The organism is Pseudomonas sp. MC6 (assembly GCF_054790575.1).
This window is the reverse complement of sequence record NZ_CP186504.1, coordinates 3678956-3704904: the sequence shown is the minus strand read 5'-3', so window position 1 is coordinate 3704904 and position 25949 is coordinate 3678956. Positions and strand designations below refer to the sequence as shown.

31 protein-coding genes are annotated in these 25949 nt (G+C 60.1%); all 31 read left to right on the top strand.

Features of this window, described 5'->3' with window-relative positions; genetic code table 11:
• A complete protein-coding gene (locus tag ACOYXE_RS16665) occupies positions 1 to 1167 on the top strand; it encodes a phage tail sheath protein (RefSeq protein WP_034154903.1) in 1167 nt (388 codons plus the stop codon).
• Positions 1167 to 1673 (top strand): phage major tail tube protein, encoded by a 507-nt coding sequence (locus ACOYXE_RS16660; protein WP_160056265.1) that lies wholly within the window; start codon positions 1167 to 1169, stop codon positions 1671 to 1673. Before ACOYXE_RS16665 ends, ACOYXE_RS16660 begins: the two co-directional genes overlap by 1 nt.
• 168 nt (positions 1674 to 1841) lie before the next feature.
• Positions 1842 to 2423, top strand: a complete 582-nt coding sequence (locus tag ACOYXE_RS16655) for a phage tail assembly protein (RefSeq protein ID WP_160056267.1) — start codon at positions 1842 to 1844, stop codon at positions 2421 to 2423.
• A 152-nt stretch (positions 2424 to 2575) separates the two neighbouring features.
• Positions 2576 to 4939 carry a phage tail tape measure protein gene (locus tag ACOYXE_RS16650; protein WP_460926312.1) on the top strand — a complete coding sequence of 788 codons (2364 nt, stop codon included), beginning with the start codon at positions 2576 to 2578 and terminating at the stop codon, positions 4937 to 4939.
• Positions 4939 to 5322, top strand: coding sequence for a phage tail protein (locus ACOYXE_RS16645; RefSeq protein ID WP_160056271.1), 384 nt, complete (start codon positions 4939 to 4941; stop codon positions 5320 to 5322). Before ACOYXE_RS16650 ends, ACOYXE_RS16645 begins: the two co-directional genes overlap by 1 nt.
• Positions 5315 to 5527 carry a tail protein X gene (locus tag ACOYXE_RS16640; RefSeq protein ID WP_064393145.1) on the top strand — a complete coding sequence of 71 codons (213 nt, stop codon included), beginning with the start codon at positions 5315 to 5317 and terminating at the stop codon, positions 5525 to 5527. Before ACOYXE_RS16645 ends, ACOYXE_RS16640 begins: the two co-directional genes overlap by 8 nt.
• A 9-nt stretch (positions 5528 to 5536) precedes the next feature.
• A complete protein-coding gene (locus ACOYXE_RS16635) occupies positions 5537 to 6568 on the top strand; it encodes a phage late control D family protein (protein ID WP_460926311.1) in 1032 nt (343 codons plus the stop codon).
• A 142-nt stretch (positions 6569 to 6710) separates the two neighbouring features.
• A complete protein-coding gene (locus ACOYXE_RS16630; RefSeq protein ID WP_460926310.1) occupies positions 6711 to 7295 on the top strand; it encodes a phage tail terminator protein in 585 nt (194 codons plus the stop codon).
• Complete coding sequence (locus ACOYXE_RS16625) at positions 7292 to 7471, top strand: DUF2635 domain-containing protein (RefSeq protein ID WP_460926308.1); 180 nt, start codon at positions 7292 to 7294, stop codon at positions 7469 to 7471. The genes ACOYXE_RS16630 and ACOYXE_RS16625 overlap by 4 nt, the downstream gene beginning before the upstream one ends.
• Positions 7471 to 8967, top strand: a complete 1497-nt coding sequence (locus tag ACOYXE_RS16620) for a phage tail sheath subtilisin-like domain-containing protein (RefSeq protein WP_160056277.1) — start codon at positions 7471 to 7473, stop codon at positions 8965 to 8967. Before ACOYXE_RS16625 ends, ACOYXE_RS16620 begins: the two co-directional genes overlap by 1 nt.
• Positions 8968 to 9034: 67 nt before the next feature.
• Positions 9035 to 9382: a phage tail tube protein gene (locus tag ACOYXE_RS16615; protein ID WP_007908779.1), complete on the top strand. Its 348-nt coding sequence runs from the start codon at positions 9035 to 9037 to the stop codon at positions 9380 to 9382.
• Positions 9379 to 9675, top strand: coding sequence for a phage tail assembly protein (locus ACOYXE_RS16610; RefSeq protein WP_007908778.1), 297 nt, complete (start codon positions 9379 to 9381; stop codon positions 9673 to 9675). Before ACOYXE_RS16615 ends, ACOYXE_RS16610 begins: the two co-directional genes overlap by 4 nt.
• A gap of 130 nt (positions 9676 to 9805) precedes the next feature.
• On the top strand, positions 9806 to 11791 hold the full coding sequence (locus tag ACOYXE_RS16605; RefSeq protein ID WP_460926307.1) for a hypothetical protein: 1986 nt from the start codon (positions 9806 to 9808) through the stop codon (positions 11789 to 11791).
• Positions 11778 to 13013 (top strand): DNA circularization protein, encoded by a 1236-nt coding sequence (locus ACOYXE_RS16600; protein WP_160056281.1) that lies wholly within the window; start codon positions 11778 to 11780, stop codon positions 13011 to 13013. Before ACOYXE_RS16605 ends, ACOYXE_RS16600 begins: the two co-directional genes overlap by 14 nt.
• 3 nt (positions 13014 to 13016) lie before the next feature.
• Positions 13017 to 14060 carry a phage baseplate assembly protein gene (locus ACOYXE_RS16595; RefSeq protein WP_405122221.1) on the top strand — a complete coding sequence of 348 codons (1044 nt, stop codon included), beginning with the start codon at positions 13017 to 13019 and terminating at the stop codon, positions 14058 to 14060.
• 140 nt (positions 14061 to 14200) lie between these two features.
• Positions 14201 to 14710, top strand: a complete 510-nt coding sequence (locus tag ACOYXE_RS16590; RefSeq protein WP_110720163.1) for a phage baseplate assembly protein V — start codon at positions 14201 to 14203, stop codon at positions 14708 to 14710.
• The gene (locus tag ACOYXE_RS16585; protein WP_003222234.1) at positions 14710 to 15108 is read left to right on the top strand and encodes a phage GP46 family protein; all 399 of its coding nucleotides are present in this window, start codon (positions 14710 to 14712) and stop codon (positions 15106 to 15108) included. Before ACOYXE_RS16590 ends, ACOYXE_RS16585 begins: the two co-directional genes overlap by 1 nt.
• A complete protein-coding gene (locus ACOYXE_RS16580; protein WP_160056285.1) occupies positions 15098 to 16144 on the top strand; it encodes a baseplate J/gp47 family protein in 1047 nt (348 codons plus the stop codon). The genes ACOYXE_RS16585 and ACOYXE_RS16580 overlap by 11 nt, the downstream gene beginning before the upstream one ends.
• Positions 16132 to 16731 (top strand): YmfQ family protein, encoded by a 600-nt coding sequence (locus ACOYXE_RS16575; protein WP_034154917.1) that lies wholly within the window; start codon positions 16132 to 16134, stop codon positions 16729 to 16731. Before ACOYXE_RS16580 ends, ACOYXE_RS16575 begins: the two co-directional genes overlap by 13 nt.
• 13 nt (positions 16732 to 16744) lie before the next feature.
• On the top strand, positions 16745 to 17902 hold the full coding sequence (locus tag ACOYXE_RS16570; RefSeq protein ID WP_160056287.1) for a phage tail protein: 1158 nt from the start codon (positions 16745 to 16747) through the stop codon (positions 17900 to 17902).
• The gene (locus ACOYXE_RS16565; RefSeq protein WP_160056289.1) at positions 17899 to 18414 is read left to right on the top strand and encodes a phage tail protein; all 516 of its coding nucleotides are present in this window, start codon (positions 17899 to 17901) and stop codon (positions 18412 to 18414) included. The genes ACOYXE_RS16570 and ACOYXE_RS16565 overlap by 4 nt, the downstream gene beginning before the upstream one ends.
• A 139-nt stretch (positions 18415 to 18553) precedes the next feature.
• Positions 18554 to 19651: a phage tail protein gene (locus ACOYXE_RS16560; RefSeq protein ID WP_160056291.1), complete on the top strand. Its 1098-nt coding sequence runs from the start codon at positions 18554 to 18556 to the stop codon at positions 19649 to 19651.
• Positions 19652 to 19658: 7 nt separating this feature from the next.
• A complete protein-coding gene (locus tag ACOYXE_RS16555; RefSeq protein ID WP_160056293.1) occupies positions 19659 to 20225 on the top strand; it encodes a tail fiber assembly protein in 567 nt (188 codons plus the stop codon).
• A gap of 121 nt (positions 20226 to 20346) precedes the next feature.
• Positions 20347 to 21267, top strand: a complete 921-nt coding sequence (locus tag ACOYXE_RS16550; RefSeq protein WP_160056295.1) for a gp53-like domain-containing protein — start codon at positions 20347 to 20349, stop codon at positions 21265 to 21267.
• A gap of 2 nt (positions 21268 to 21269) precedes the next feature.
• Complete coding sequence (locus ACOYXE_RS16545) at positions 21270 to 21710, top strand: phage tail assembly chaperone (protein ID WP_160056297.1); 441 nt, start codon at positions 21270 to 21272, stop codon at positions 21708 to 21710.
• A 9-nt stretch (positions 21711 to 21719) separates the two neighbouring features.
• A complete protein-coding gene (locus ACOYXE_RS16540; protein ID WP_460926306.1) occupies positions 21720 to 22880 on the top strand; it encodes a glycine-rich domain-containing protein in 1161 nt (386 codons plus the stop codon).
• Positions 22880 to 23134: a hypothetical protein gene (locus ACOYXE_RS16535; RefSeq protein WP_460926305.1), complete on the top strand. Its 255-nt coding sequence runs from the start codon at positions 22880 to 22882 to the stop codon at positions 23132 to 23134. The genes ACOYXE_RS16540 and ACOYXE_RS16535 overlap by 1 nt, the downstream gene beginning before the upstream one ends.
• Positions 23135 to 23170: 36 nt before the next feature.
• Positions 23171 to 23737 carry a glycoside hydrolase family 19 protein gene (locus ACOYXE_RS16530; RefSeq protein ID WP_160056303.1) on the top strand — a complete coding sequence of 189 codons (567 nt, stop codon included), beginning with the start codon at positions 23171 to 23173 and terminating at the stop codon, positions 23735 to 23737.
• Positions 23716 to 24234, top strand: a complete 519-nt coding sequence (locus ACOYXE_RS16525; RefSeq protein WP_160056305.1) for a lysis system i-spanin subunit Rz — start codon at positions 23716 to 23718, stop codon at positions 24232 to 24234. Before ACOYXE_RS16530 ends, ACOYXE_RS16525 begins: the two co-directional genes overlap by 22 nt.
• A gap of 67 nt (positions 24235 to 24301) precedes the next feature.
• Positions 24302 to 24802: a CinA family protein gene (locus ACOYXE_RS16520; protein ID WP_160056307.1), complete on the top strand. Its 501-nt coding sequence runs from the start codon at positions 24302 to 24304 to the stop codon at positions 24800 to 24802.
• An 83-nt stretch (positions 24803 to 24885) separates the two neighbouring features.
• On the top strand, positions 24886 to 25941 hold the full coding sequence (gene recA / locus ACOYXE_RS16515; protein WP_007908746.1) for a recombinase RecA: 1056 nt from the start codon (positions 24886 to 24888) through the stop codon (positions 25939 to 25941).
• The last annotated feature ends 8 nt before the right edge of the window (positions 25942 to 25949 follow it).

Sequence of the window (25949 nt, the reverse complement as noted above, 5' to 3'; positions counted from 1 at the left end):
ATGGCTGAGGTTCTGAACTTCGAGCACAACGGCATTACCGTCAATGCCACCGAATCCCCCGAGGCCATGGGTGGCCTGGGTGACAACGTCATCGGCCTGGTCGGCACCGCGCCGAAAGCCGATCCGCTGATTCCGCGTAACGCACCGTTCCGCATCAACAGTTTCACCACCCACGCGCTGCTCGATCCGACCGGTTCGGAAGAGGGCACCCTGTACCACGCGGTTTACCAGATCCTCAAAGTGGTCAAGGTGCCGGTTTACGTGGTCATCGTCGAGGCGGGTGCGACCCCGGCCGACACCGTCAACAACGTGATCGGCGGCGTCGATCCACTGACCGGCCGCAAGCTCGGTCTGGCCGCGCTGGGCAGTGTCCCGGAAGACCTGACCATCATCGGCGCGCCGGGCTTCACCGGCACCAAAGCTGTGGCCAGCGAGTTCGCCTCGTTCGGCAAGCGCATCAAGGCCCGTGTGGTGCTGGATGGCAAGGACGCCTCGGTTGCCGATCAAGTGTTGTACAGCCAGGAACTCGGCGGCGCCGACCTCGGTTTCGACCGTTGCCTGGTGGTGCACAACATGCCGGCCGTGTACTCGAAAGCGGCGAAGAAAAACGTCTTCCTGTCGCCTTCCAGCCTGGCGATTGCCGCACTGGCCAAGGTCAAGCAGTGGGAGAGCCCGGGCAACCAGGTGACCTACGCCGAAGACGTTTCGCGGGTCGTTGAGTACAACATTCTCGACACCTCCACCGAAGGCGATCTGCTCAACCGCTACGGCGTCAGCTACTACGCCCGCACCGTGCTCGGCGGCTTCTCGCTGCTGGGCAACCGCTCGATCACCGGCAAGTTCATCAGCTACGTCGGCCTCGAAGATGCGATCAGCCGCAAGCTGGTCAAGGCCGGCCAGAAAGCCATGGCCAAGAACCTCACCAAGTCCTTCATGGATCAAGAGGTCAAGCGCATCAACGACTGGCTGCAAACCCTGGTCGCCGACGAAACCATCCCTGGCGGCAGCGTGTATCTGCACCCGGAACTGAACAGCGTCGAGAAGTACAAGAACGGCACCTGGTATGTGGTCATCGACTACGGCCGCTACGCGCCAAACGAACACATGGTTTATCAACTCAACGCCCGCGATGAAATCATCGAGCAGTTCCTGGAGGACGTTCTCTAATGTTTACCAACCGCGTAAGACAGGCCATCGCGGCCACCCTCCAAGGCCTGCCGTTGTCGGCGACTGTTGAAGAATTCACCCCGCCGAAAATTGATTTCGACATGGAAAGCATGACGGGCGGGCGTTTCATCGTCGAGGAGATGGCCAAGAGTGCAAAGCCGCTCAATGCGCAGATCAAATTGCAAGGCACCGGTGCTGAAGTGTTGCTGGCGATGGGCGTGAAACTGGGCGACGACATCCTGCTGAACGTGCGTGAAGCCGGTCAGGATCAGGACGGCAATACCTGGTTCACCTACCACACCATCGGCGGCAAGCTCAAAACCATGGGCGAAGACGCAATCAAAATGGGCGGCAAGGCTCTGACGACGCTGGACTTCTCCTGCCGCACCTACAACCGCCTGGAAAACGGCATTCCGGTGATCGACATCGACGTGCGTACCCAGAAGTTCGTCCTCAACGGCGTCGACATCCTCGGTGATGCGCGTCGTGCGGTGCTGATGCCGTAACCCGTTACACCGCAAAACCTGTGAGAGCGAGCCTGCTCGCGAAGCCTTTGGCACATTCAACATCAATGTGACTGAACGACCGCTTTCGCGAGCAGGCTCACTCCCACAGTGGGCCAGTGTGACTGGCAGAAATTGAGTAACCCCCAAGAATCACCAAGGAATTCATACATGTCGTGGATGCCACCCCAGCATGACCTGCTGTCGCCGATCACCGGCGACGATGGTTCGCAGATCAACCAGATCCAGCTCAAGCCACTGTTCTACGCCGCACAGAAAGAAGCGCTGGAACGCGCCGGCGATGACGAAGACGATCAGTTCTTCGAGCTGGCGCTGCTCGCCACTGGCCTGTCGGTCAAAGAACTCGACCAGCTCAAGCGCCCGGACTACGTGAGCATCGCCCAGTACGTGCACGAGATGTCGACACGCCCTGCGTCGTACTTTCTCGACCAGGTCGAAGACGCGCAAAAGTCCGACGATCCCGATCAGGTGCAACTGCTGCAACCGCTCGCCGTAACCGGCCGCACCGTGACCTCGCTGAGCCTGGAAATGCCTGTGCTGCGCGCCACCAAAGTGATGAAGAAACTGAAAACGGCCAAGGAACGCGCCGAGTTCATCACCGCCCACTGCACCGGTCTGATGATCCCTGATCTGGCTCACTTGAGCGTCCCGGACTGGACGCAATTGCAGGTGCGTATCGACGATTTTTTAAACCAGCCGGCGGCCTACTTTCGGAACGCGACATCGAAGTAATCCTCGATATCGTCCCGCTCATTTACCCGGTAAGTGAAGCGGAGATTCTGGAATGGGACGCCGAAAAGGCGTTGCGCCGCTACGACATAGCGATCACTCGCCTAGGCGTGAAACAGGAGTAGAGCGGCATGGCAGAAACAAGGTATTCGCCAATGCTGGCCAGCGCGAACAGCAGCGTCGGGTTCAGCAACGCTGGCTTGGCAGGTGAGAGGTCTGCATTTGACGTTATTGCCAATCCACTGGCGGAGTTGAAGCTCGCGGTCGTGACCGCCAGTCAGGACATCCGGTTATTGATCAAGGAGCAGATCAAGCTTCGGGAAGTCATGGTCGCGCTGCAATCGCTATCGAAGGCCAGTTCGCCAACGTCGGCGCCAGTAAGTGCGCCGAAGTCGAAACTCACGGCCGAGATCGAACAGCGTCAGCCTCCCGCGTTTCTGCAGTCGGCCATGGCGCTTCAAACGGCCATGGCCAGGCTAAAACAAGTGCCGGGCATGGACGGCGATCTCAAGAGCATGGAGATCGCCAACCTGGCAATGGCCGGTGAAAAAACGGTGGCAGGCAGTGGTGCGACCGCGGTTAGCCTGGCCGAGGTCGAATATGCCGCGGGCAAATCCGGGGTAGGCGCCAATCTCACTGGCGACACAAAGGAACAGGAACTGCTGGATTTCGGCCGTGATGCCGCCACGAACGCGACAGCGTTTGGCATTGAACTGAAGGCCGCTGGAGAAATGCTGACGGTCTGGAGAACCTCGCTCAAGCTTGATCGCGCGCAGGCTCAAAGCTTGGCCGACGCCAGTATTCATCTCGGGAAGAATTCGCTGAAAGCGACCGCAGCCGACATCGGCTCGGTGGTACAGAGTTCTGGCGAAACAGGAGTCGCGGCGGGTATTGCACCTGAGCAACTGGCTGCTCTTGCGGCCGCTTTGCTCAACGCAGATGTGGACACGTCTGGCGCCGCTACATCGGTGAAAAGCATCAGCGCTGCGCTGGCCAAAGGTGCCAAAGGCTCGGTCGCCGAGCGTGCAGCCTGGGCAACACTTGGACTCCAGCCGGACAAGCTCAACGAGGATGTGCCGCAAACCGTTTTCAAGGCACTCGAGGCTCTTAAACAAAAGCCGGCGAGCCAACAATCGGCACTGATCAAGACGTTGTTCAACGGTGATGAAGGCGTCAGCAAACTGCTGGATAAACCCCAGGATGTCGACAAGACATTTGCGTTGCTGACCGCGAGAAAACCGCTCGATCCACAGACCGAGTTGCTGAAGAGGCTGTCCACCGGCAGCGACGGTTTGCATCAATTGATGGCGGAACCTGCTGAAGCGACGTTCTCGCCGGTTCCCCTTCAGGGACCGACCCAAAGTACCGAGCCGCAATACAAAGGTGCGGTGCAGAGATCCGCCGATCCGGCTGGCGGCAGTCCTCAGCAAAGCTGGAACGCTTACGACGCCAGTAGAAACCGTTTGGCGACAGCGGTCGCTCCGGATGCGCAAACGCTGGACTCCCTCACCAATACATTGAACTGGGCGGCGGAGAAGGCCGAGGCAAACCCGAAAGTCGCTACGTCTCTGACTATTGCGGCGGCGGGGCTTACGGCGTTTGTGGGGGCGTTGCTGGCAAAGGCCGCCGACAATTTCGTTGGCAAGCTTGTGAAGGGTATCGCAACGAAACTGCCGAAGGGACTTGGCAAATGGATTGCGGATATCGATGTTGCCGGCGATAGCGGTAAGCCCGTTGAAAACTCGACTTTTGATGAACCCGATCCGAAAAAGCCCACCCAGAGAAAGGGTGGAGGCCTGAAACCACGCAGGGTGAGCCTCGGTTCTTTGACCCAGCGAAAGAGCCATCAACCACTGATTGGTTCCGGCAGCTCTGCAGCTCGCAATCCTCTCATTCGTCAGCCCTCAGCGTGGCCCGCAAGCATGACGGCATTCGCCGGCTCATCGGGCGCCAGCCCAATGCACGCCGCGCCGCTGTCCGGCTCCTACGCCAAGGCCGGCGCGCTGCTGGCCAAAAAAGCGCCGCCGCTGCGCCTGCTCAGCGCGGGATATGAACTGGTCAATGGTGTGATGCACGGGGACACGCGTTCAGTGGTGTCATCCGGTGCTTCGTTGGCCGGGTCTTCAGCGGGCGCCGCTGTCGGTGCCGCGCTTGGCACGCTGATTCTGCCTGGCGTGGGTACTGCAATTGGCGGGTGGCTCGGAAGCATGGCGGGGGGAGCCATCGGTGAGTCGCTGGGCGACAAGCTGGGGACCCAAGTCGATCGTCTTGACGCGCCAGCTCAGGTCAGCAAGGACCTGATCGCGACCTCGGCGACCTCCGCGATCCCGGCCACCACAGCCGCCAGCCAGCCTGTCACGTTCAACTCAACGATTCAGATCAATGGCCAGGATCTGGCCAGCGCCCAGGCGCTCGCCAATCTGGTGGTACAAACAACCATGGGGCAGTTGGGTCAAATCATGCCAACCAATCTCCTCGCCACCCGCCGTGACGCAGCCCTGACCGATGGAGTCGCCTGATGAAACAACAAATGGCATTAGGCAGCTTCATCTTCGGCCTGTCGCGCCAATTTGCGTACCACACGTTGTTGCGCAAGTCCGATGGCGGCTGGAGCGAAATACAGATTCTCACCAGCAAACCGAAATCCAGCCAGACCGGCCAGAAGTCGGAAACCCTGACCATCACCGGCAAATCGATGTACGCCGTGGCCATGGATCGGCTCGATGAATTGCGCGCCTTGCAGGCACTGCGCATACCGCTGCCATTGATTGACGGCATCGGTCGCAACTGGGGTCTGTGGCGGATCAACAACGTTCAGGAAACCCAAAGCCAGATCATCGATGACGGTACGGCGATGGTGGTCGATTGGGTCATCGAATTGGCGGAGTTCAACAATGCGTAAGGTTCGAAGCGTGGCCGGTGATTCGGTGAATCTTCTGCTCTACCGCGAAACCGGGCGCAGCGATGATGCCGCCGAAGAAGCCCTGTGGAAACTCAACCCGACCTTGGCCGAACACGGCCCGGTTCTGCCCGCTGGCATTTGGGTCGTGCTGCCTGAACTCGACAGCAAACCCGCCGCAATCAAAGCGCTCACGGCCTGGGATTAAGGAGGTTGTATGGCATTGGGTTTTACCCCGGTCGTGCAGATTTATGGCGCAAACGCGGATCTGCTCAACCAGCGTCTGATCAGTTGGGAACACATTGATGCCGCCGGTATCGAGTCGGATCAACTGACCCTGACCATTGATCTGGAAGGCCTCGAAGGGCTGCCAAATCTGGGCGGGAAAATCGGCCTGCTGGTGGGTTACCTGGAAATGCAAGAGATGGTCGACAAGGGCCAGTTCAAAGTCACTCGCCTGACACCGACGCTGTTTCCGTTGCGCCTGACCCTGGTGGCCACTGCAGCGCCTTTCAGCAAGGATGACGAGACCGGCTTCAAGCAGCGTCGCACCGCCAGTCATGGACCGACGACGCTCGGTCAACTGTTTAGCAAACTGGTGTCGCAACACGGATTTTCATCGCGTGTCGCTGCGGACGTGTCGATGATCAAGATCGCCCACGTCGACCAGTCCAATGAAACTGACATGGGCTTTCTGACGCGGCTGGCAAAGAAGTACAACCTGGTCGCCAAACCTTATGGCGATGCGTATGTGCTGGCGCGGCCCGGGCAGATCAAATCAATCTCGGGCCAGAAACTGCAGGAAGTGACGTTGTCGGTCACCCACAACAATCGTCCCGGCGATCACGCCTTCATCAGCGCCACGCTGGAAGAGGCCGCCCGCGAACAGGCCAAGGGCTGCAAGACCTGTTTTGTCGATGCGGCGACAGGCGTGTTGCGCTGGGTCGAAACCGGGCTTGCGCCGTTCAAGACCATCCGCCAGAAGCAACCCAACGAAGCGGATGCCATCGCCGTCGGCGAGGGCGAAGTGCGCAAAATGCTCCGACAAAAGTTCAAGGTGAAGATCACCTGCCCCGGCGACCCACGGCTGGCGGCTGAAGGCCTGGTGCTGCTCGATGACACCTGGCCGGACTTCATGCGCGGGCGCTGGTCGATCGACAAGGTCACCGCCAGTGGCAATCGCGAGAACAGCTATCGCTGCCTGATCGATGCCAGCGGCCTCGATCCAAAGGCTGAATCCAAAGACTGACGACACATCTCCATGTGGGAGCGAGCCTGCTCGCGAAGAGGCCGGAACATCCAACATTGAAAGCGACTGAGACACCGCTTTCGCGAGCAGGCTCGCTCCCACATTGGGTCCTGCGCAATTCTCATCATTCTGGAACACCCCCATGAAGATCACCCCGATCCTCACGCAGTTGCGTGGGCAATGCCCTGGCCTTGCCAATCACATTTCGGTGGGTGTCGATCTGGCGTTGCTGCAAGGCAATGCCGATCTGCCGACACCCTCGGCCCATGTGCTGCCACTGGCCGACTTGGCGAGTGAAAGCACCACACAAAACCTCGCCACCCAACCGATTCGCGACCGCTTCGAAATCGTCCTCGTGCTTGACGCCACCGACGCTACAAAAGCGCTGGATCTGTTGCACGACTTGCGTGCCGAACTGTGGCGCGCGGTGGTGGGGTTCAAGCCCGACAAAGACTACAGCGCCATCGTTTACGACGGCGGCGAAATGGTCTCGATCAACAGCAGTCGCGCCTTCTACCGGCTGCGCTTTTTTGCCGAGTTCCAGCTCGGCCGCAATCTGCCGAGTCAGCCTGCGGAGAGTTGGCACGAACGCGAACTGGACGGTTTGTCGTCCTTTACCGGGGCCACCGTGCGGGTCGATGCGATCGATCCGGCCGACCCCAACCTGAAACGCCCGGGCCCTGATGGGCGCGTGGAAATGACTTTCTCTGGAGACGTAACCCCATGAGCAATCGCATCACCGTACTGCCGGCCGCTGGCCGCGTCGTACCTGACCCGGAGGCCGGCGATCTGCTGCCGCTCGAAGGCCGTGAAGTGCTGGACAGCGCCTGGTGGCGCCGACGTCTTGCCGACGGCGATATCACCCTCAAAACCGCACCAGCCAAACAAAAGGGAGTCAAATAATGGCGATCGGATTCAGCAACATCCCCGCGGACATTCGTGTACCGCTGTTCTATGCCGAAATGGACAACTCGGCCGCCAATAGCGCGAGTTCGACCCTGCGTCGTTTGATCGTCGCTCAGGTCAACGACAACATTGCCCCGACCGAAGTCGGCAAACTGGTTTTGGTCTCCAGCGTTGCGCTGGCCAAGAGCATCGGTGGTCAGGGCTCGATGCTCGCCTCGATGTACGAGACCTTTCGCAAGGCTGACCCGATCGGTGAGATCTGGTGCCTGCCGCTGCACAACGCCGAAGGCGCGATCGCCAAAGGCGTGCTGACCCTGACTGGCACCGCCACTCAGGCTGGCGTATTGAATCTGTATGTCGGCGGCGTGCGTGTGCAAGCCACTGTGGTCAACGGTGCCACCGCTGCGCAAGCGGCCACCGCCCTGGCGCAGAAAATCAACGCTACCGCCGACCTGCCGGTGAGCGCTGCGGCTGCCGAAGGTGTGGTGACCCTGAACGCCAAATGGACGGGCGACAGCGGTAACGACATCAGCCTGCAATTCAATCGTCTGGGCAAGAGCAACGGCGAAGACACCCCGGCCGGCCTGACCACTGCGATCACCGCCATGACCGGCGGCGCCGGCGTGCCGGATCAGGTGGCGGCGATTGCCGCGTTGGGTGACGAGCCGTTCGAGTTCATCGCACTGCCATGGTCCGATCTGTCGACCCTCAACACCTGGCAAGCAGTGATGGATGACAGCACCGGTCGCTGGTCCTGGGCCAAGCAACTGTTCGGTCACGTCTACAGCGCCAAACGCGGAACTGTCGGCACTCTGGTTGCTGCCGGCCAGGCACGCAACGATCAGCACATGACCATTCAGGCGCTGGAACCGGGCGTTCCGCAACCGTTCTGGGTACAGGCTGCCGCACTGGCTGCACGCACCGCGGTGTTCATCTCTGCCGACGCCAGCCGTCCGACGCAAAGCGGCAGCCTGCCGGGTGTCGATCCTGCCCCGGCGAGTGAGCGCTTCACCCTGACCGAGCGTCAGTCGCTGCTCAACTACGGCATCGCTACCGCCTACTACGAAGGCGGCTACGTGCGCATCCAGCGCTCGATTACCACTTACCAGAAAAACGCTTACGGTCAAGCCGACAACTCCTACCTGGACAGCGAAACCATGCACCAGTCGGCGTTCATCGTGCGCCGTCTGCAAAGCGTGATCACCAGCAAATACGGTCGCCACAAACTGGCCTCCGACGGCACCCGCTTCGGCGCCGGCCAACCGATCGTGACGCCGGCGACCATCCGCGGTGAGCTGATCGCGCAGTACGCCAAGCTCGAACTGGAAGGCCATGTGGAGAACGCCGAGCTGTTCGCCGAGCACCTGATCGTCGAACGCGACGTGCAGGACCCGAGCCGCGTGAACGTGCTGTTCCCGCCGGATTACATCAACGGTCTGCGCGTGTTCGCGCTGCTCAACCAATTCCGTCTGCAGTACGACGACGCGGCTTGATCCGCGCGTTTGACGGCAAGTTTTCAGCCCACCGCGCGTGGGCTTTTTTTTGCAAGGGAGTAACACCATGGGTCAACTGATTGCAGGTACCTGCTACGTCAAAGTCGACGGCGCACAACTGACCATCAATGGCGGCTGCGAAGCCCCGCTGATGGCGGTCAAACGCGAAACCGTCGTACCGGGTTTCTACAAGGAAACCGACATCGCGCCGTCGTTCAAAGTGACCGCGCTGCACACCGCCGACTTCCCGCTGAAGAAGCTGATCGAAGGCACCGACATCACTGTCACCTGCGAATTCAGCAACGGCAAAGTCTACGTGCTGGCCGGCGCGTACCTGGTCGAAGAGCCAGTCTCCAAAGGCGATGACGCCACCATCGAACTGAAATTCGAAGGCATCAAGGGGACCTGGCAATGAGCGGCGCCGTGAAGCTTCAGGTTGCGATCGAAGCTCACGGCGAGCCCCTGACCGAACTCGTCCTGCGCCGTCCGACGGTGCAGGAGGTGCGAGCGATCAAGGCGCTGCCGTACAAGATCGACAAGAGCGAAGAAGTCAGCCTCGACATGGACGTGGCGGCCAAATACATCGCCGTGTGCGCCGGCATTCCGCCGTCGTCGGTCAACCAGTTGGATCTGGCTGACCTCAACGCGTTGAGCTGGGCCGTTGCGAGTTTTTTCATGAGTGCGGCGTCGGCGCCATCACCGACCTGATTGCCGTCGCCTATGACCTGGCCTGGTTCTGGAAGGTTGACCCCGAACAGATGATGGCCAGGCCACTGGATGTGCTCCGCGAATCGCTGGAGCACGCGCAACGGATCAATGCGATGCAGCAGGTGCAGTGATGGCGAATACAAATTTGAGCCTGATTCCGCAGACCTTTCCTGTCACGGTCAACATGCTTGTGGTGCTCAAGGGCGCCGAGAAGATGGAAGCCGAAATGAAAGGGCTGCGCGGCAAGGTCGCAGCATTCAAGAAAAGCATGGAGGACAGCGGCCTCGAGCCGTTGGACGTCGCCGGGTTCATTTCCGAAGGTGGCTTGCTCAAGCCGTTTCAGGACGGCATCAAGAAAGCCATCGAGGCGCAGGATGCGCTGGCAAAAAAGGTCATGGCGAACAAGGGCCTGAAACTGCCCAAAGTGGTGCAGGGGGAAACTTCGGCCAACCTGGCAAAGTTCAACGAAGCGCTGGACAAGATCTCGCTGAATATTGGCAACGCGTTGTTGCCAGCGGTGAACGGCATCGTCACCGCAATCACCCCAGTGATTACTTCGATTGGCCAGTTTGTAGCGAACAATCCTTCTCTTGTTGAAGGGCTGGCGGCGGCGGCTGTCGCATTCACGGTGGTCACTGTGGGTGCGATGGGGCTGGTGGGTGTGTTGGGTATTCTGACCTCACCGATCGGTTTGATTGCCGCCGCGATTGCGGCGGCGGTGGCGGTCATCGTCATCGGCGCGCGCTTGATTACCAACAACTGGGGGGCGATCTCGGGCTTTTTCAGCCGGAACTGGCAATCGATCAGCGATGCGACCCGTCGCGGCATCGACGATGTAAGCAAGGGCTGGGATGAGATGGTCGCGGACGCAAGGCAACGGTTCGACTCGATGAGTGCCACGGCTTCGCTGAAGTGGCAGGAAATGCGCGCTGATGCCATTACCGGTGCCAGCCGTCTTGCGGCGGGTGCGTCCGAAGGTCTGCATGCATTCGGCGCTTTCATCGAACAAACCTGGGATTCGGCTCGCACCTCCGTCGGCGCTTACTGGGACAGTGCAGCTGCCAGCACTGCGGCTGGATTGCAAAGCCTCAAGGCCCGGTTGTACACCTCGCCACTGGAAAAAATGACGGCGTTGTGGAACTCCGCCGATGAAGTCGTCAGCGGGTACTGGAATCGTACCTATGCGGCGACACAGGCCGGATGGGAGTCGGTCAAGTCAACGTTCGACGGCACACTGACAGCCAGAATGTCAGACGTATGGGATTCCGCACAAAGCGCGGTCTTCACGGCCATCGACGATATGGGCAACAGAGTTGCAACCGGTTGGTCGAGCATCACATCGCTGTTCGACGGCACGCTGGCAACCAACATGTCGACGGTCTGGGGTTCTGCGCAAAATACGGTTTTCGATGCGGTTGGCAGCATGCACAGCATTGCGGCGAGCGGTTGGGAGCAACTCAAATCGACGTTCTCCTGGTCTCCGACCGCTATGGTCGAAAGCGCCTGGCAACCCTTGGCACCGGTTTTTTCAGCGCTGTGGGACGTTCTCCGGGCGGGTGCCCAGCCATTGAAAAGCGAGTTTCAGAACTTGTTTGGCAACGCTCCCGTGGAAGCGGTCATGGCGAAGTGGAATGGCGTTACTGAATATTTCTCCGGTTTGTGGGCAACGCTGAACACAGACGCGCAATCGGTGAAAGCAACCTTGGGTGATCTGTTCAGTCAGTCGCCGTTGGAATCTATCCAGCAGAAGTGGCAGCCCGTTCTCGACTGGTTCAGTGATATGTGGACAAAACTCCAAGGTATTTTCGGACAAGTCAAAGAACTGCTCGGTGGCAATTTCTCCGGGTTCTTCGCCACGATCACCGGCACCAGCGCTGCGGCGCCTGCCGGGGCGCAAGGAATGAGCAGCACGCTGCCACAAACTTCCGGCGCACTGATCCAGCAAAGCGCGGCCAACAACCGCACGCAACTCGAAGGTGGCCTGACGGTGAGCTTCGTCAATGCACCGCCGGGGATGCGCACCGATCAACCGCAAAGCAATCAACCGGGCCTGGCGCTGTCTTCGCGCATTGGCTACCGCTCGTTGTCGGCAGGAGGTTCCAATGAACTGGCGTGACCGTTTGTTGCCGGCATCCTTTCGTGGTGTCGGCTTCTGGATCGACCAGGCGAAAACCCCGGTCGGTCGCAAAGGCCAGTTGCACGAGTATCCGCAACGTGACCTGCCGTATTTTGAAGATCTCGGCCAGCAGGCCAGGATTCACGACGTCACCGCATTCATCATCGGCGCCGATTGCCTGGAGCAGCGCGACAAGCTGCTCAAGGCATTGGAGGCGGGCAGTGGTGAACTGGTGCATCCGTGGCTCGGGCGCCTGCAAGTCAAGGTCGGTGAATGCGACATGACCCACACCCGCCAGGACGGCGGGTTGGTGACCTTTACCCTGAAGTTCTATCCCGATCAGCCGTTGCCGTTTCCGACTGCCAGCGTCAGCACGCAGAAAGTGCTGCTGGCCAAAGCCGACACACTGCTGGGTTCGGCGGTGGCGCGCTTCGAGCAGGCTATGACGCTGATCAAGGCTGCGCGGATCGGCATCGCCAATCTGCGCAACAGCCTGACCGGGGTTTATGAGGTGATCAAGGAGCAGCTCAAACCGCTGATCGAGCAGTACAAACAGATCACTGAACTGGTTAAAGCCGTGAAGGAGCTGCCCAAGGAAGTGGCAGCGGAATTCAAGGGTTTGCTCGGCGATATCAAGGAGCTCAAGGAGTTTGCGAAGGAGGGCTACCGTGGCGTGATTGCTGACGTCTCCCAGCAACTCGAAGCCATCCGCAAGGCTGATGCGCCGAAGATCACCACCGGCAAGGACACCAACGCCGCAGCGCAAGCCATGGCCGATCTGGTGCAGGACACGATGCTGGTCAAAGTGGCGCAGTGGGTGGCGTCGATGCCAGTGGCGACCCCCGCAGTGAAACTCTCGTCGACACCTTCGGTGGCGCATCAGGCGGATCAACCGGTGACCCGTCCGGAAGTACCGGTGACCGATGAAATGAAAGCGCTGCAGAAGGCTGTCGGGGTGGCCATTGATCCGATGCTGGACAAGGCCGATCCCAAGCACCACCAGGCAATCAACGATGTCAAGGAAGCGCTGCTGGCGCATCTCAAGGCAGTTGCGTCATCCGGTGTGCGACAGGTCACCAAATCGTTCCAGGAAAGCTTGCCGGCGCTGGTTGTGGCCTACAAGCAATTTGCCGATGCCACACGGGTGACCCAAGTGACTCAGAGCAACGCGATGAACCATCCGGGCTTTTCCCCCAACGACGTGAAAGTGTCCAGGGAGTGAGCCATGAGCGAGATGGATAACCGCGTCACATTGACCGTCAACAACATGGAATACGGCGGATGGAAAAGCGTGGAAATCACGGCCGATCTGGAGCGCCAGTTCCGCACTTTCAAACTTGACATCACCTGGCAGTGGCCGGGGCAGACGGTGGACCAGCGGATCAAGCCGGGTGACCCCTGCGAAGTGAAAATCGGCCAGGACCTGGTGCTCACCGGCTATGTGTTCAAGGCGCCGATCAGCTATGACGGGCGCCAGATCAGCCTGAGCATCGAGGGCAGTTCCAAGACCCAGGACCTGGTCGATTGCGCCGCCAGAAACCAGCCGAACCAGTGGCAGGAGCAACCGCTGTTGAACATCGTTCAGGCGCTGGCGATGGAGTACGGGCTGATGGTGGTCAATGAAATTCCCGAGACCGCGCGGCTCGCCAAACACACTATCGTGCCGGGCGAAACAGTGTTCCAGTCGATCGACCGGTTACTCTCGCTGTTCCGGGTGTTTTCCACCGATGACGCGCAGGGCCGGCTGGTGCTGGCCAAGCCTGGCAGTGGTGGGCGGGCCAGTGATGCGCTGGAGCTGGGCAAGAATATCCTGTCGGCCAACGCCCCCATGGATCAGAGCCAGGTGTTCTCCGAATACCGGGTGATCGGCCAGCAGAAAGGTTCGGACAAGAAGAGCGGGGCGGCAGTCAGCGAGGTTGAATCCAGCGCGACCGATCTGAGCTTCAAACGTCGACGCACCACCATCATCAACGAAGGCACCGCGCTGACGTTCGAACTGGCCCAGCAACGCGCCCAGTGGGAGTGCGCCACCCGTATGGGGCGGGCGCAGACCACCACGTATCAGGTGCAGGGCTGGCGCCAGGCTAACGGTGATCTTTGGCGGCACAACACGCTGGTCAAAGTCACGGATCCGGTGCTTGGGTTCGATGGCGACATGCTGATCTCCAAGGTCACGTATTCGCTGTCGGCGCAAGGCTCGGTGACCACGCTGCAAGTGGCGCCGCCGCATACCTTCGATCCTGATCCAACGCCCCCGAAAAAAACCTGAGCCTGACTCCGAACCCTGTGGGAGCGAGCCTGCTCGCGAAAGCGCTGGCAGCTTCAACATCACACTGCCTGACCCAGCGCATTCGCGAGCAGGCTCGCTCCCACAGTGGATCGCGTGATGCCTACCTTTGAGGACAATTCATGAGCCTACTGACACGCCTGCTGGCGCGCGGCACTGTCGTGCTCGCCAACTCGGCATCCAAGCTGCAATCGCTGCAAATGCGCCTCACCGCCGGCGAAGTGAACGACGATATGGAGCACTTCGAACCTTACGGTTTCACCAGCCATCCGCTGGCCGGTGCCGAAGGTGTCGTCACGTTCATCGGCGGCGACCGTTCCCACGCCATCGCTCTGGTCATCGCTGACCGCCGCTATCGCCTGCAAGCGTTGGCCGCTGGTGAAGTGGCGATCTACACCGACGAGGGCGACAAGATTCACTTCAAGCGTGGGCGGATCATCGACATCGAAACCGCCACGCTGAACATCCGCGCCAGCAGCGCGGTGAACTTCGATACGCCGGTGATCAATCAGACCGGCAAGATCGTGTCCACCGGCGATCAACTCGCCGGTGGCATCAGCCAGATCAAACACGTGCACGTCGGCGTACAGGCCGGCAGCGGCCAGACCGGCGCGCCGGCAGGAGGCAAATGATGCTGATCAGCCAAAATCTCCACGCCGCGCTGACCCGCGCCGTGCTCATCAGCCTGTTCACCTGGCGTCGCGCCGCCGATGACGACGCCCTCGACGACGAAGAGCGTTTCGGCTGGTGGGGCGACAGCTTTCCTACCGTCGCCGATGACCGTATCGGCTCGCGGCTGTGGCTGTTGCGCCGGGTCAAGCTGACCCGACAAACGCAGATGGACGCCGAGTTCTATGCCCGCGAAGCCTTGCAATGGCTGATCGACGACGGCCACTGCAGCGCCATCGACATCATCAGCGAACGCCTCGACGCCCAGCGCCTGAACCTGCGCACGGTCCTGACCCTGGCCGACGGCGAACGTCTGGACATCAACCCCGATAACAGTTGGCAGGTGATCTATGCCGTTTGAAACCCCTTCGCTGCCGGTGCTGATCAAGCGCACCCAAAGCGACCTGGCCGGCGATTCGCTGCGCCAGTCCGATGCGCAAGTGCTGGCCCGTACCCTCGGTGGCGCCGCTTTTGGCCTGTACGGTTATCTCGACTGGATTGCCGAGCAGATTCTGCCGGACAAGGCCGATGAATCCACCCTGGAGCGGATTGCCGCACTGCGCCTGAACCAGCCACGTAAACCCGCGCAAGTCGCCACCGGCAGCGTCAGTTTTACCGCGACTGCCGGCGCGGTGCTCGACGCCGATACGCTGCTGCAAACCAATGACGGCCGCACCTACAAAGTCACCGCCGCGCGCACCACGGTCAATGGCAGCAACACCACCACCATCGCCGCACTCGATGCCGGCAGCCTCGGCAATGCCGACGCCGGGCTGGCGCTGACGCCGGTGCAGCCGATTGCCGGTGTGGTCGGCAACAGTTTTGTCGTGCTGGCGCCGGGACTCAGCGGCGGTGTGGCGCGGGAAAGCCTGGAGTCGTTGCGCTCGCGGGTGATCCGTTCCTACCGCGTGATTCCCCATGGCGGTTCGGCCAGCGACTACGAGACCTGGGCACTGGAAGTGCCGGGCGTGACCCGCGCCTGGTGTCGTGGCGGCTTGCTCGGGCCGGGCACGGTGACGGTATTCATCATGCGTGACGAAGACCCGCAACCGGTGCCGAACGATGAGCAATTGGCGGAAGTTCAGGACTACATCGAACCGCTGCGTCCAGTGACGGCGGAAGTGCACGTGCAGCGGCCGATTCAAGTGCCGGTGGTGTATCGCTTCAAGAGCGTTAATCCGGACACCACCGCTGTGCGCGCCGCCGTTGAGGCGCAGTTGCGCGACCTGCACAACCGCGAAGCCGATCTGGGTGTGCCGTTGCTGATCAGCCATATCCGCGAAGCCATCAGCAGCGCCGGCGGTGAGTACGATCACACGCTGACCGCGCCGGCTGCTGACGTGCCTGCCGGGCAAAGCGAACTGCTGACCTTCGGAGGTTGCGTATGGGGGGCATAAGAACCGCCGCGCAATATCAGGCGCAACTGCGAGCCTTGCTGCCCACTGGCCCGGCGTGGGATCCGGAACGGGTGCCGGAACTGGAGGAAGTGCTGCAAGGCGTCGCCGTCGAACTGGCGCGCCTCGATGCGCGCGCCGCCGACCTGCTCAACGAAATGGACCCGGCCGGCGTCAGCGAACTGGTGCCGGACTGGGAACAGGTGATGAACCTGCCCGACCCGTGCCTGGGCGCCACACCGCTGTTCGACGACCGCCGCCTCGCCGTACGCCGGCGCTTGCTCGCGGTGGGGAGCCAGGCTGTCGGTTACTACATCGACATCGCCAAAAGCCAGGGTTACCCCAACGCGACCATCACCGAACTCGAAGCCCCTCGCATGGGCCGTTCGCGTTTCGGCTCGGCGCACTGGGGCACGTGGGAAGCGCAGTTCATGTGGACCCTCAACACCGGCGGGCGCTTGCTGCTCGGTCGGCGTTTCGGCGCGAGCTACTGGGGCGAGCGCTTCGGCGTCAATCCGGGGTCGGCGCTGGAATGCCTGATTCACCGCAGTGCACCGGCGCATACCAAGGTGCACATCAATTATGACTAGGGAGGAATAAGCCATGGATTATCCGAACAGTGTGCCCAGCGCCGGCTTGGTGAATGGGAAGTTTGTCGATGAGAACCCAATGACCGGAACCCCGGGATCGCTGATCCCGGCGGATTGGGGTAACGGAGTTACCCAGGAAATTCTCAGTGTGATCAATGCGGCGGGTCTGACGCCGGACGAGAAAAAATACGATCAGTTGCTGCAAGCGATTCAGTCGGTGACGGCCAAGGGCTGGAATCAGGATCTGGCGTTGCCGCTGGTGGCATTGCCGCTGCCGACGGTAGCCACCGCCGATGGTCGGTTGACGGTCAGCCCGGCTGCGGCATCCACCAGTGGTGGCAGGGTTTCCATTGCGGCAGGCACCTATATCAGCCTCGGTCAGGAAGTCGTGAATGGCCAGTTGGGTCGTTCGCGCACGTTTGTGACGTCGGCCTGGAGCAGTGCGGATCTGTTGCCCAGCAGCCATTACTTTTTACGCGCTCAGGTCTCTGGCGGTGCGCTGACGTTCTACGTGCAGCGTGGCAACATCCATGACGTGACGCCCGAGTCGTTGAAAGGAACGGTCAACGGTGCCGCCGGTGGCGGCTTCCAGTCGACGGCACTGGACATGTGCCTGGCCTGGATCGTGACCGGCGCACCGGGCTCGGTGCCCACGGTTCGAACCATCTACAACCGTGCGCGCTTGACCTGGACTCAGACGGTCAACGGCACGGGCGCAATTTTCCTGCCACTGGATCCGCACGCACGTTCTGCCCGATTGGTTGCCGGCAATCCAACGCCGTCCTCAACCGCAGTGACGGCTGTTGGTTTTCCATCAACCGGCTGGGCGGGGGGCAATTATTGTTTCCTGTCGCCCATGATTGCTGGCAGCTCCAATAACGCAGGTGGCTGGAACCCCGCAACGGTTACTCCTTGTGTGTTGTTCACTAACAACATCGTCAACGACGTGACGGTTTCAACGCTGGCCGCCAGTTTCGATCATGCCAATTTGCGCTCGCTGTGGCAGTGCTATCAGGCAGAGCACAACCTTGGCCAGTCGAACGCGGAGAGTGATGAACTGCTACTGAGCATGGGCATCAAGAGCCATCCCGTCACTGATTACAGCGTCGGTATCGCGGTCAATTTTTCCGATGCCGTTAACGTCCAGTTTTCCTGGGAGCTTATTCGATGATCGTTATTCAGGAGCTTCATCAGTTCGACGGCGAAATGCGCCTTCCTCAACCTTCTGCCGCCCATGACTGGGACGGTGTGGCATGGGTTCTGAACGCAGACAAACAGACTGAATTGAATGCGCAGGAAGTTGAACAGATTTGCGTCAAAGTTGACGCCGCTGCCGACAGCACTCGCATCGCATTGGCCGGCGACCCGCTCAAGGCCATGGAATACGCCCAGGCCGCCGCCGATGCTCAGGCCTATCAGGACGCCGGTTACCCGAAAAAGGAAGTGCCGCTGTCGGTCGCTGCGTGGGTGGTCAAAGGACGCACTGCCAAACAAGCCGCCGAGCAGATTCTGAGCAAGGCCGATCAACTGACCGACCATCTGCTGGCGCTGCGTACGCTGCGCCTGAAGGCCAAAGCGCAAATTCGCACGCAGGCTGCCAAAGGCAACATGGATCTGGCGCGCAGCGCTGGTGACGAAGCTTTGGTCGCCATTCGCGAATTGGCCAGCGGCCTTTCCAGCTAAACCGAAAATTCTGCGTACTGCGTCAGCCAAGCCCACTTCGTTGTGGGCTTTTTATTTTCAGAAAACGGACCGTGGACAGGCACGCAGAAGACGCTGTGCCGACGCCGGTCATTTGTCATTTCAAAGGAACGAACAACCTATGGATTATCCAAAAAGCGTCCCAAGCGTCGGCCTGGTCGATGGTCGCTTCGTCGATGAAAACCCGGTGGCGGGTACGCCGGGCTCTTTGATTCCGGCGGTGTGGGGCAACAGTGTGACTCAGGAAATTCTGAGTGTGATCAGCGGTGGCGGGCTGGTGGCTTCCGAGGCGGATACCAGCCAACTATTCAAGGCGATTCAATCGATTGTTGGCAGCGCTAGTCCGGTGCGTTCGGTGATTACCCGGCTTGCAGCTTCCAAGTCACTGGCTGAGCAGGAACTCGGTCTCGTTTTGATCGATGGCAGTCCCGCTCCCGTGACCCTGACTTTACCTCCGGCGGATGTTTCTCTGGGTGTACGCGATGTGATTCTTCGTCGTGTCGACAACAGCGGCAATCGCCTCGTTGTTCAAGCATCCGGCACCGACAGGATTCGCTTTCACACCAACTTGTCGGCCAGCGGCTATCCGTTTCTGGTGCTGATGGGGGGAGGTGACTGGTGGCATCTGCGCAGTGACGGAACGGGGAGCTGGTGGCCGATAGGACGCTTCGACAATACCGCCTTGGGACGCCCGTTTTTCGAGACCACCACAACGCTTAACCCAGGAGGTTATGGCGTTCCCAACGGTGATCTGTTCAAGCGCGCCGAATGGCCGTGGCTGTGGGATTTCGCCCAGCTATCCGGAGCGCTGACCACAGAAGCTGCGCGAACTGGCAGAGAAGGCGGCTGGACCAGTGGCGATGGCGCTTCGAACTTTCGAATTCCCGAGATTCGGGGCGAGTTTTTGCGGGTTTTGAGTGAGAACAGAAGCGTTGATGCTGGACGTGTAATAGGCAGCCTGCAAATGCACGCCTTGCAAAGCCACAACCATTATCTGCCGACTGGAACCGGGGCGACATTCAAGCCTGCTCCAGCGATTCCGGATATCGCCTGGGACGTTACCACCAACGTCAATTTTTTACCGACTTCAGCAACGGTGGCAACGACCTATCCCAACCCTGCATTCGACAATGATGCCTACATCGGCAGTATCGGCAATTTCGCCGCTGAAACCCGACCGCGAAACATCGCCTATCCCGCGCGAATCAAACTGATCTGAGGTGCCCATGTTCAATTATCTGATAGATGACAGCGGTGCCTTGGTTGGCCCTGTCGAGTTCCCGCTCGTGCCGGGAATCGGTCTGCAACTGCCAAGCAATGCGGTGACGCTAAGCATCGAACTCTCCCCTGCGCCTGAGGGTTTTGCCTGGGCCTATGACAAGGGTTCTTTGCAACAGCAGATCGATTGTCGTGGCGATGTCTACCGCACTGACACAGGCATTCGGGAAACCTGGAACGCGCTTGGCGAATTGCCGGAGGGCTTCACCCGGTTGCCTTTTCCGGGTGGCTTTCACGTCTGGGTGGGCAACGCCTGGCAGGTTGATGAGGTTGCGCAGCTGGCGGATCGCAAACGCGTCGTCCTCGCTAAGCGCGACGCACTGCTACGCGATGCCGTGCTGCGCATCGCCCCCCTGCAGTACGCCGAAGATATCGGCGATGCCAACCATGACGAACAACTACTGCTGATCGAATGGAAGCTCTACAGCGTGGAGCTGAACCGTATTGAAAAGCAGAGCGGTTTTCCCGATGCCGTCGCCTGGCCGGCAGTTCCCGGCGTTGTCGTGAACGACTGATACCTGCACAAGGAAACGTTTGTTCCTTTGACCGTCTCCCGGTCTTCGGCCTCGGTGTGGTTAGCCGCTTCAAGCGGCTGAGGCCTGCGCCCAATGTATTTTCAGATTAAGGAGATAAACCTTGGACTACCCCAAGAGTGTGCCCAGTGTCGGCCTGGTCAATGGCCAGTTTGTCGACGAAGACCCGATCGCCGGTAAACCCGGCTCGCTGATCCCGGCGACGTGGGGCAACAGCGTCACGCAAGAGATTCTTAACGTTGTTCAGGCGGCTGGTCTGACGCCGAACGAGTCGTCGAACAATCAGTTGTTGGCGGCATTGCGCAGTCCGGCATTGTTCATGACGGCGCCGCAGTTTGATGGTGGACGCTCGGCAGCAACATCCGAGTTTGTGCAGCGGGCGCTAGGCAGTTATGCCAGTGCTCGCGGTATATATGCGGCCACGCAACTGACCCCGGTCGATGTCGGCTGTTCTATCGGCCTGGGCGGCAACGCGACGTATACCGTGACGCTTCCGGATGCTGCTGCGGTGCCGAGCGGCGCGACGATCAGCCTGCATTGCCGTAACAGTGCGCCCGTCACGGTGACCAGTAAAACCGGTGCGCAGATCAGTCCTCAAGGGGCTTATCTGGCGTCGATCGTGATGAACAATGGTGAGAGTGCGAATTTCGTCAGGGAGTCTGGAGTGTGGGTGGTCTATGGCACCGCTGCGCTGAAGTACTCAACCAATTACGCCGCACAGTTCGCCACATCGGGATATCAAAAGTTTCCCAGCGGTTTGATCGTGCAGTGGGTAACGGGGGGCTCCGATGCGAATGGCAACATGACGGTGTCGCTGCCAATCAGGTTTCCCAATGCTGTCCTCGGAGGTATTGCCAATGAAGGTAACCCGGCAGGATGGAGTGCCTCCAACGTTACCGTTTGGGCATTTGACGGCGGGAGCTCCACGACAACGACGGTGGTCGCTCGGGTCCGAAGCGTCCTGGCTTCAAGTGTAAAGGCTGATCCGGGCATTTCGGGCCGCATTCTGGTTTGGGGGTACTGACCATGACGATTTTCTTTTATGCACAAAGCTTGGGCTTTGATCGGGTCGACAGCGCACTTCCCGAACTGCCTGCAGGGGCGGTGGAAATCACCCAGGCGCAATACACCGAACTGTTTGCCGGGCAGGCGAGCGGCAAAGTCATCAGCGCCAGCGCCAGTGGTCAGCCCGTTTTGACCGACCCCGTCGTTTCTCCTGCAACGCTTGCCAGCCACGAGCGCGCATGGCGCAACCACGTTCTGCAAAACACCCAGTGGCTGGTGTTTCGTGATGCCGAAGAACTGGAAGTGGGCGAGGGCACGACGTTGCGCTCCGAGGAATTCAAACAACTATTGGTGTATCGGCAGGCACTGCGCGATTGGCCGAATGATCCGGACTTTCCCAATGTGCTTTCCCGACCAGTTGAGCCTGACTGGCTGGAAGGCCTGCTTCAGACAGACAGTTGAGGAACTAACGTGGACTATCCAAAAAGTGTTCCCAGCGTCGGGCTGGTGAATGGCAAATTCGTCAATGAAGACGTCGTCGCGGGATTGCCCGGATCGTTGATCCCGGCGACCTGGGGCAACAGCGTCACCGATGAGTTGTTGAACGTCGTCAAATCCGCCGGCCTTGAGCCGAGCGAAGCCGATGCAACCCAGTTGTTGCAAGCGGTGAAAAAACTCAGTCAGGCAGGTGAAGACAAACATGCCACTGACATCGGCGCGGCCAATCTCTATATGGCCAATTATGTGCCTGCCGTCACTGTATTGAAGGACGGCTTGGCGCTGCGCTTTACTGCCGGTAATGCCAATACCGGGGCGAGTACGTTTGCACCGAACGGGCTGATGCCCAAGCCGCTGGTCAGTCTCGCAGCGAGTGCATTGCGCCCTGCCGAGATTGTCGGCGGTAGTGTGTGTTCGGTGGTGTACAGCGCAGCACTGGATAGTTGGGTGCTGGTGTATGCGAGTGGTGGCAATGCTGCAAGTGGCCGGCTCTTGGGGATCAGGACATTTACTGCGTCCGGCATCTATGTGCCAGCAGTGGGAATGAAGAACGTATGGGTCACCATCGTCGGCGGAGGTGGTGGCAGCTCGGGAATCGGTGCGACGAACTCTACCCAGGTTTCCCTTACAGGCGGTGGCGCTTCCGGTAGCTACGCACAAGCCTGGTTATCCTCTGCCGCGATCGGGCAGAGCCAAATCATTACCGTGGGGGCTGGGGGCGCGGCGGGGGTTGTCGGCACAGGCGGAGGAAGTGGCGGTACAAGTTCGCTGGGTTCATTGGTTACGGCCACCGGTGGCGGCGGGTCTCCCTCGAATTCTCCGCTTACGCTTCCTGGATTCGGCTTGTATGTGGGTGGTTTTCCCAGCCAAACCTCAAGTGGCGGCAACATTGTCAATTCGGCAGGTGCGGCCGGCAACCCAGGGATGTGCCTCACCGGATCAACACTTGCAGGGCACGGCGCAAACTCACCGCTCGGCAGTGGTGGGTATGCGAGTAGCGTCGCATTGAGTGTGGCTGCCCCCGGTTCCGGTTATGGTTCAGGCGCGGGCGGGATCGCTAACACAACCAATCAGCCGGGTAGACCGGGCGCAGCAGGCGCTCCCGGTGCCGTGATCATCTACGAGTACGCCTGATGAAAACCTACGCACGCATCACCCAGAACACCGTGGTCGAACTCTTCTCCACCGACGGAAATATGGCCGAGATGTTTCATCCGGATCTGCTCTGGATCGACATCACTGAAATCGCTCCGGCACCGCAAATCGACTGGACCGCCAACTTCGGCACCCTCGGTTGGGTGTTCGCATCCCCCGAAGAACTGACGCCGGACAGCCCCCTGAAAACTCTGGCAAAAAAATGGCTGAGCGGCATTGGCCTTCAACCGTGATTCAATCGGGGCAATATCCAGGGAGGATCAAGCATTATGCAATTAACTGAAAACAACCTTATCGACATCATGCCCAACGCCCGCTCCCAAGCGGGCGTTTTTGTTTCTGCACTCAACACTGCCATGACTCGGCGGCGCATCGACACGCCTAAACGTATTGCTGCGTTTCTTGCGCAGGTCGGCCATGAGTCGGGGCAATTGCGTTATGTGCGCGAGCTGGGCAACAACCAATACCTGAGCAAGTACGACACGGGTACGTTGGCCTTGCGTCTGGGCAACACACCTGAAGCCGACGGCGACGGGCAAAAATACCGAGGGCGCGGGTTGATCCAGATTACCGGCCGTTCGAATTACCGCCAGTGCAGCCTTGGCCTGTTCGGCGATGAGCGCCTGCTGTCTCTGCCCGAATTGCTCGAACAGCCGCAATGGGCGGCCGAATCCGCGGCATGGTTCTGGGAGCAGAAAGGTTTGAACGCACTGGCCGACCGCGACGAGTTCAACACCATTACCCGTCGCATCAACGGCGGGTTGAACGGCTTGCAGGATCGTCTGGAAATCTGGGCGCGGGCGAGGGCGGTGCTATGCCAATCCCCTGGCGAATGATCGGCGTCCTGTTGCTGGCTGCGGGTGGATTTGCAGCGGCCTGGCAGTTGCAGGAGTGGCGTTACGGGCGGCAACTGGCCGAGCAGGCGCGGTTAAACGGCGAAACCCTCAATCAACTGACCCAGACCGCCGCCACCGTGCAACAGGCTGAGCAGGATAAACGTCTGGCGCTGGAGCAACGGCTCGCGGCCAGTGAAAAAACCCACTACCGAGCGCTGAGCGATGCCCAACGTGATCAGGATCGCCTGCGCGATCGCCTTGCCACTGCTGATGTGCGCCTGTCAGTCCTTCTCGACGCCAGCGACGTTGCCCCAGGCTGCAACGTGCCAGCCACCGCCGGCGCCGGCAGCGTGGATCATGCAACCGTACGCGCCCGACTTGACCCGGCGCATGCTCAACGAATTATCGCCATCACCGACACCGGCGACCGTGGAATGATTGCCTTGCAGGCCTGTCAGGCCTATGTCAGAGCGCTGGCGCCCGAACATTTTGAATGAGTCTGTGTATTGAAAGCGCAACCGGCTCGTGTACGGTGGAGGCATTCCACACGATCCGGAGCACGCCGTGAAAGAGATCACTCAACTGGCCGCCGACCTTGGCCGACGTCTGCAACTGCTCAATGCCCACGTCACCACCGCCGAGTCCTGTACCGGTGGCGGGATTGCCGAAGCCATCACACGGATTCCCGGCAGTTCGGCGTGGTTCGAGGCGGGTTATGTGACGTACTCCAACCGGCAGAAAACCCAGCAACTGAATGTGCCGGGTGAATTGTTCGAGTCGGTGGGTGCAGTCAGTCGCGAGGTCGTTGAGGCGATGGTGCGTGGTGCCCAGGACAAAAGCCTGGCGCGATTTGCCGTAGCAGTCAGTGGTGTGGCCGGGCCGGACGGCGGCTCGCCGAACAAACCGGTCGGCACGGTGTGGCTGGCGTGGGGCGTTGGCGAAACGGTCACCAGTGAGGTTCAGCACTTCCCCGGCAACCGCGATGATGTCCGCCGACAAACGGTGAAGGCCGCGCTAGAGGGGCTCCTGCGACTAGCGGCACGAGAAATCGAAAATCAGGGGTAGGCGATCCGCGAACGCTGTGGAATAATACTGGCTACTTATACAGGTGTTGGCCGTCAGGCCTTATTGATTACGTGAGGACTTTAATGGACGACAACAAGAAGAAAGCCTTGGCTGCGGCCCTGGGTCAGATCGAACGTCAATTCGGCAAGGGTGCCGTGATGCGTATGGGCGATCAGGACCGTCAGGCGATCCCGGCTATCTCCACTGGCTCTCTGGGTCTGGACATCGCGCTCGGCATTGGCGGACTGCCAAAAGGCCGTATCGTTGAAATCTACGGTCCTGAATCCTCCGGTAAAACCACACTGACACTGTCGGTGATCGCCCAGGCGCAAAAAGCCGGCGCGACCTGCGCATTCGTCGACGCCGAACACGCCCTCGATCCTGAGTACGCCGGCAAGTTGGGCGTTAACGTCGACGACCTGCTGGTGTCCCAGCCGGACACCGGTGAACAGGCGCTGGAAATCACCGACATGCTGGTGCGTTCCAACGCCGTTGACGTGATCATCGTCGACTCCGTAGCTGCACTGGTGCCGAAGGCTGAAATCGAAGGCGAAATGGGTGATATGCACGTGGGCCTGCAAGCCCGTCTGATGTCCCAAGCGCTGCGTAAAATCACCGGTAACATCAAGAACGCCAACTGCCTGGTGATCTTCATCAACCAGATCCGTATGAAGATCGGTGTGATGTTCGGTAGCCCGGAAACCACCACCGGTGGTAACGCGCTGAAGTTCTACGCCTCGGTTCGTCTCGACATCCGCCGTACCGGCGCGGTGAAAGAAGGCGACGAAGTGGTCGGCAGCGAAACCCGCGTCAAGGTTGTGAAGAACAAGGTCGCTTCGCCGTTCCGTCAGGCTGAGTTCCAGATTCTTTACGGCAAAGGCATCTACCTCAATGGCGAGATGATCGACCTGGGTGTGCTGCACGGTTTCGTCGAGAAGTCCGGCGCATGGTATGCCTACGAAGGCACCAAGATCGGTCAGGGCAAGGCTAACTCGGCCAAGTTCCTGGCAGACAATCCGGAAATCGCCGCGAAGCTTGAGAAGCAACTTCGTGACAAGCTGCTTACTCCAGCAGTGATCGACTCCAAGGCCTCTGCAGTCAAAGAGACTGAAGACGACCTGGCCGACGCTGACATCTGATTGCAGCG

What these genes read in the sequence shown, in the direction of transcription:
- ACOYXE_RS16665 (WP_034154903.1), top strand. Translation starts at nt 1, where the DNA reads ATGGCTGAGGTTCTGAACTTCGAGCACAACGGCATTACCGTCAATGCC.
- ACOYXE_RS16660 (WP_160056265.1), top strand. Translation starts at nt 1,167, where the DNA reads ATGTTTACCAACCGCGTAAGACAGGCCATCGCGGCCACCCTCCAAGGC.
- ACOYXE_RS16655 (WP_160056267.1), top strand. Translation starts at nt 1,842, where the DNA reads ATGTCGTGGATGCCACCCCAGCATGACCTGCTGTCGCCGATCACCGGC.
- ACOYXE_RS16650 (WP_460926312.1), top strand. Translation starts at nt 2,576, where the DNA reads ATGCTGGCCAGCGCGAACAGCAGCGTCGGGTTCAGCAACGCTGGCTTG.
- ACOYXE_RS16645 (WP_160056271.1), top strand. Translation starts at nt 4,939, where the DNA reads ATGAAACAACAAATGGCATTAGGCAGCTTCATCTTCGGCCTGTCGCGC.
- ACOYXE_RS16640 (WP_064393145.1), top strand. Translation starts at nt 5,315, where the DNA reads ATGCGTAAGGTTCGAAGCGTGGCCGGTGATTCGGTGAATCTTCTGCTC.
- ACOYXE_RS16635 (WP_460926311.1), top strand. Translation starts at nt 5,537, where the DNA reads ATGGCATTGGGTTTTACCCCGGTCGTGCAGATTTATGGCGCAAACGCG.
- ACOYXE_RS16630 (WP_460926310.1), top strand. Translation starts at nt 6,711, where the DNA reads ATGAAGATCACCCCGATCCTCACGCAGTTGCGTGGGCAATGCCCTGGC.
- ACOYXE_RS16625 (WP_460926308.1), top strand. Translation starts at nt 7,292, where the DNA reads ATGAGCAATCGCATCACCGTACTGCCGGCCGCTGGCCGCGTCGTACCT.
- ACOYXE_RS16620 (WP_160056277.1), top strand. Translation starts at nt 7,471, where the DNA reads ATGGCGATCGGATTCAGCAACATCCCCGCGGACATTCGTGTACCGCTG.
- ACOYXE_RS16615 (WP_007908779.1), top strand. Translation starts at nt 9,035, where the DNA reads ATGGGTCAACTGATTGCAGGTACCTGCTACGTCAAAGTCGACGGCGCA.
- ACOYXE_RS16610 (WP_007908778.1), top strand. Translation starts at nt 9,379, where the DNA reads ATGAGCGGCGCCGTGAAGCTTCAGGTTGCGATCGAAGCTCACGGCGAG.
- ACOYXE_RS16605 (WP_460926307.1), top strand. Translation starts at nt 9,806, where the DNA reads ATGGCGAATACAAATTTGAGCCTGATTCCGCAGACCTTTCCTGTCACG.
- ACOYXE_RS16600 (WP_160056281.1), top strand. Translation starts at nt 11,778, where the DNA reads ATGAACTGGCGTGACCGTTTGTTGCCGGCATCCTTTCGTGGTGTCGGC.
- ACOYXE_RS16595 (WP_405122221.1), top strand. Translation starts at nt 13,017, where the DNA reads ATGAGCGAGATGGATAACCGCGTCACATTGACCGTCAACAACATGGAA.
- ACOYXE_RS16590 (WP_110720163.1), top strand. Translation starts at nt 14,201, where the DNA reads ATGAGCCTACTGACACGCCTGCTGGCGCGCGGCACTGTCGTGCTCGCC.
- ACOYXE_RS16585 (WP_003222234.1), top strand. Translation starts at nt 14,710, where the DNA reads ATGCTGATCAGCCAAAATCTCCACGCCGCGCTGACCCGCGCCGTGCTC.
- ACOYXE_RS16580 (WP_160056285.1), top strand. Translation starts at nt 15,098, where the DNA reads ATGCCGTTTGAAACCCCTTCGCTGCCGGTGCTGATCAAGCGCACCCAA.
- ACOYXE_RS16575 (WP_034154917.1), top strand. Translation starts at nt 16,132, where the DNA reads ATGGGGGGCATAAGAACCGCCGCGCAATATCAGGCGCAACTGCGAGCC.
- ACOYXE_RS16570 (WP_160056287.1), top strand. Translation starts at nt 16,745, where the DNA reads ATGGATTATCCGAACAGTGTGCCCAGCGCCGGCTTGGTGAATGGGAAG.
- ACOYXE_RS16565 (WP_160056289.1), top strand. Translation starts at nt 17,899, where the DNA reads ATGATCGTTATTCAGGAGCTTCATCAGTTCGACGGCGAAATGCGCCTT.
- ACOYXE_RS16560 (WP_160056291.1), top strand. Translation starts at nt 18,554, where the DNA reads ATGGATTATCCAAAAAGCGTCCCAAGCGTCGGCCTGGTCGATGGTCGC.
- ACOYXE_RS16555 (WP_160056293.1), top strand. Translation starts at nt 19,659, where the DNA reads ATGTTCAATTATCTGATAGATGACAGCGGTGCCTTGGTTGGCCCTGTC.
- ACOYXE_RS16545 (WP_160056297.1), top strand. Translation starts at nt 21,270, where the DNA reads ATGACGATTTTCTTTTATGCACAAAGCTTGGGCTTTGATCGGGTCGAC.
- ACOYXE_RS16535 (WP_460926305.1), top strand. Translation starts at nt 22,880, where the DNA reads ATGAAAACCTACGCACGCATCACCCAGAACACCGTGGTCGAACTCTTC.
- ACOYXE_RS16530 (WP_160056303.1), top strand. Translation starts at nt 23,171, where the DNA reads ATGCAATTAACTGAAAACAACCTTATCGACATCATGCCCAACGCCCGC.
- ACOYXE_RS16525 (WP_160056305.1), top strand. Translation starts at nt 23,716, where the DNA reads ATGCCAATCCCCTGGCGAATGATCGGCGTCCTGTTGCTGGCTGCGGGT.
- recA (WP_007908746.1), top strand. Translation starts at nt 24,886, where the DNA reads ATGGACGACAACAAGAAGAAAGCCTTGGCTGCGGCCCTGGGTCAGATC.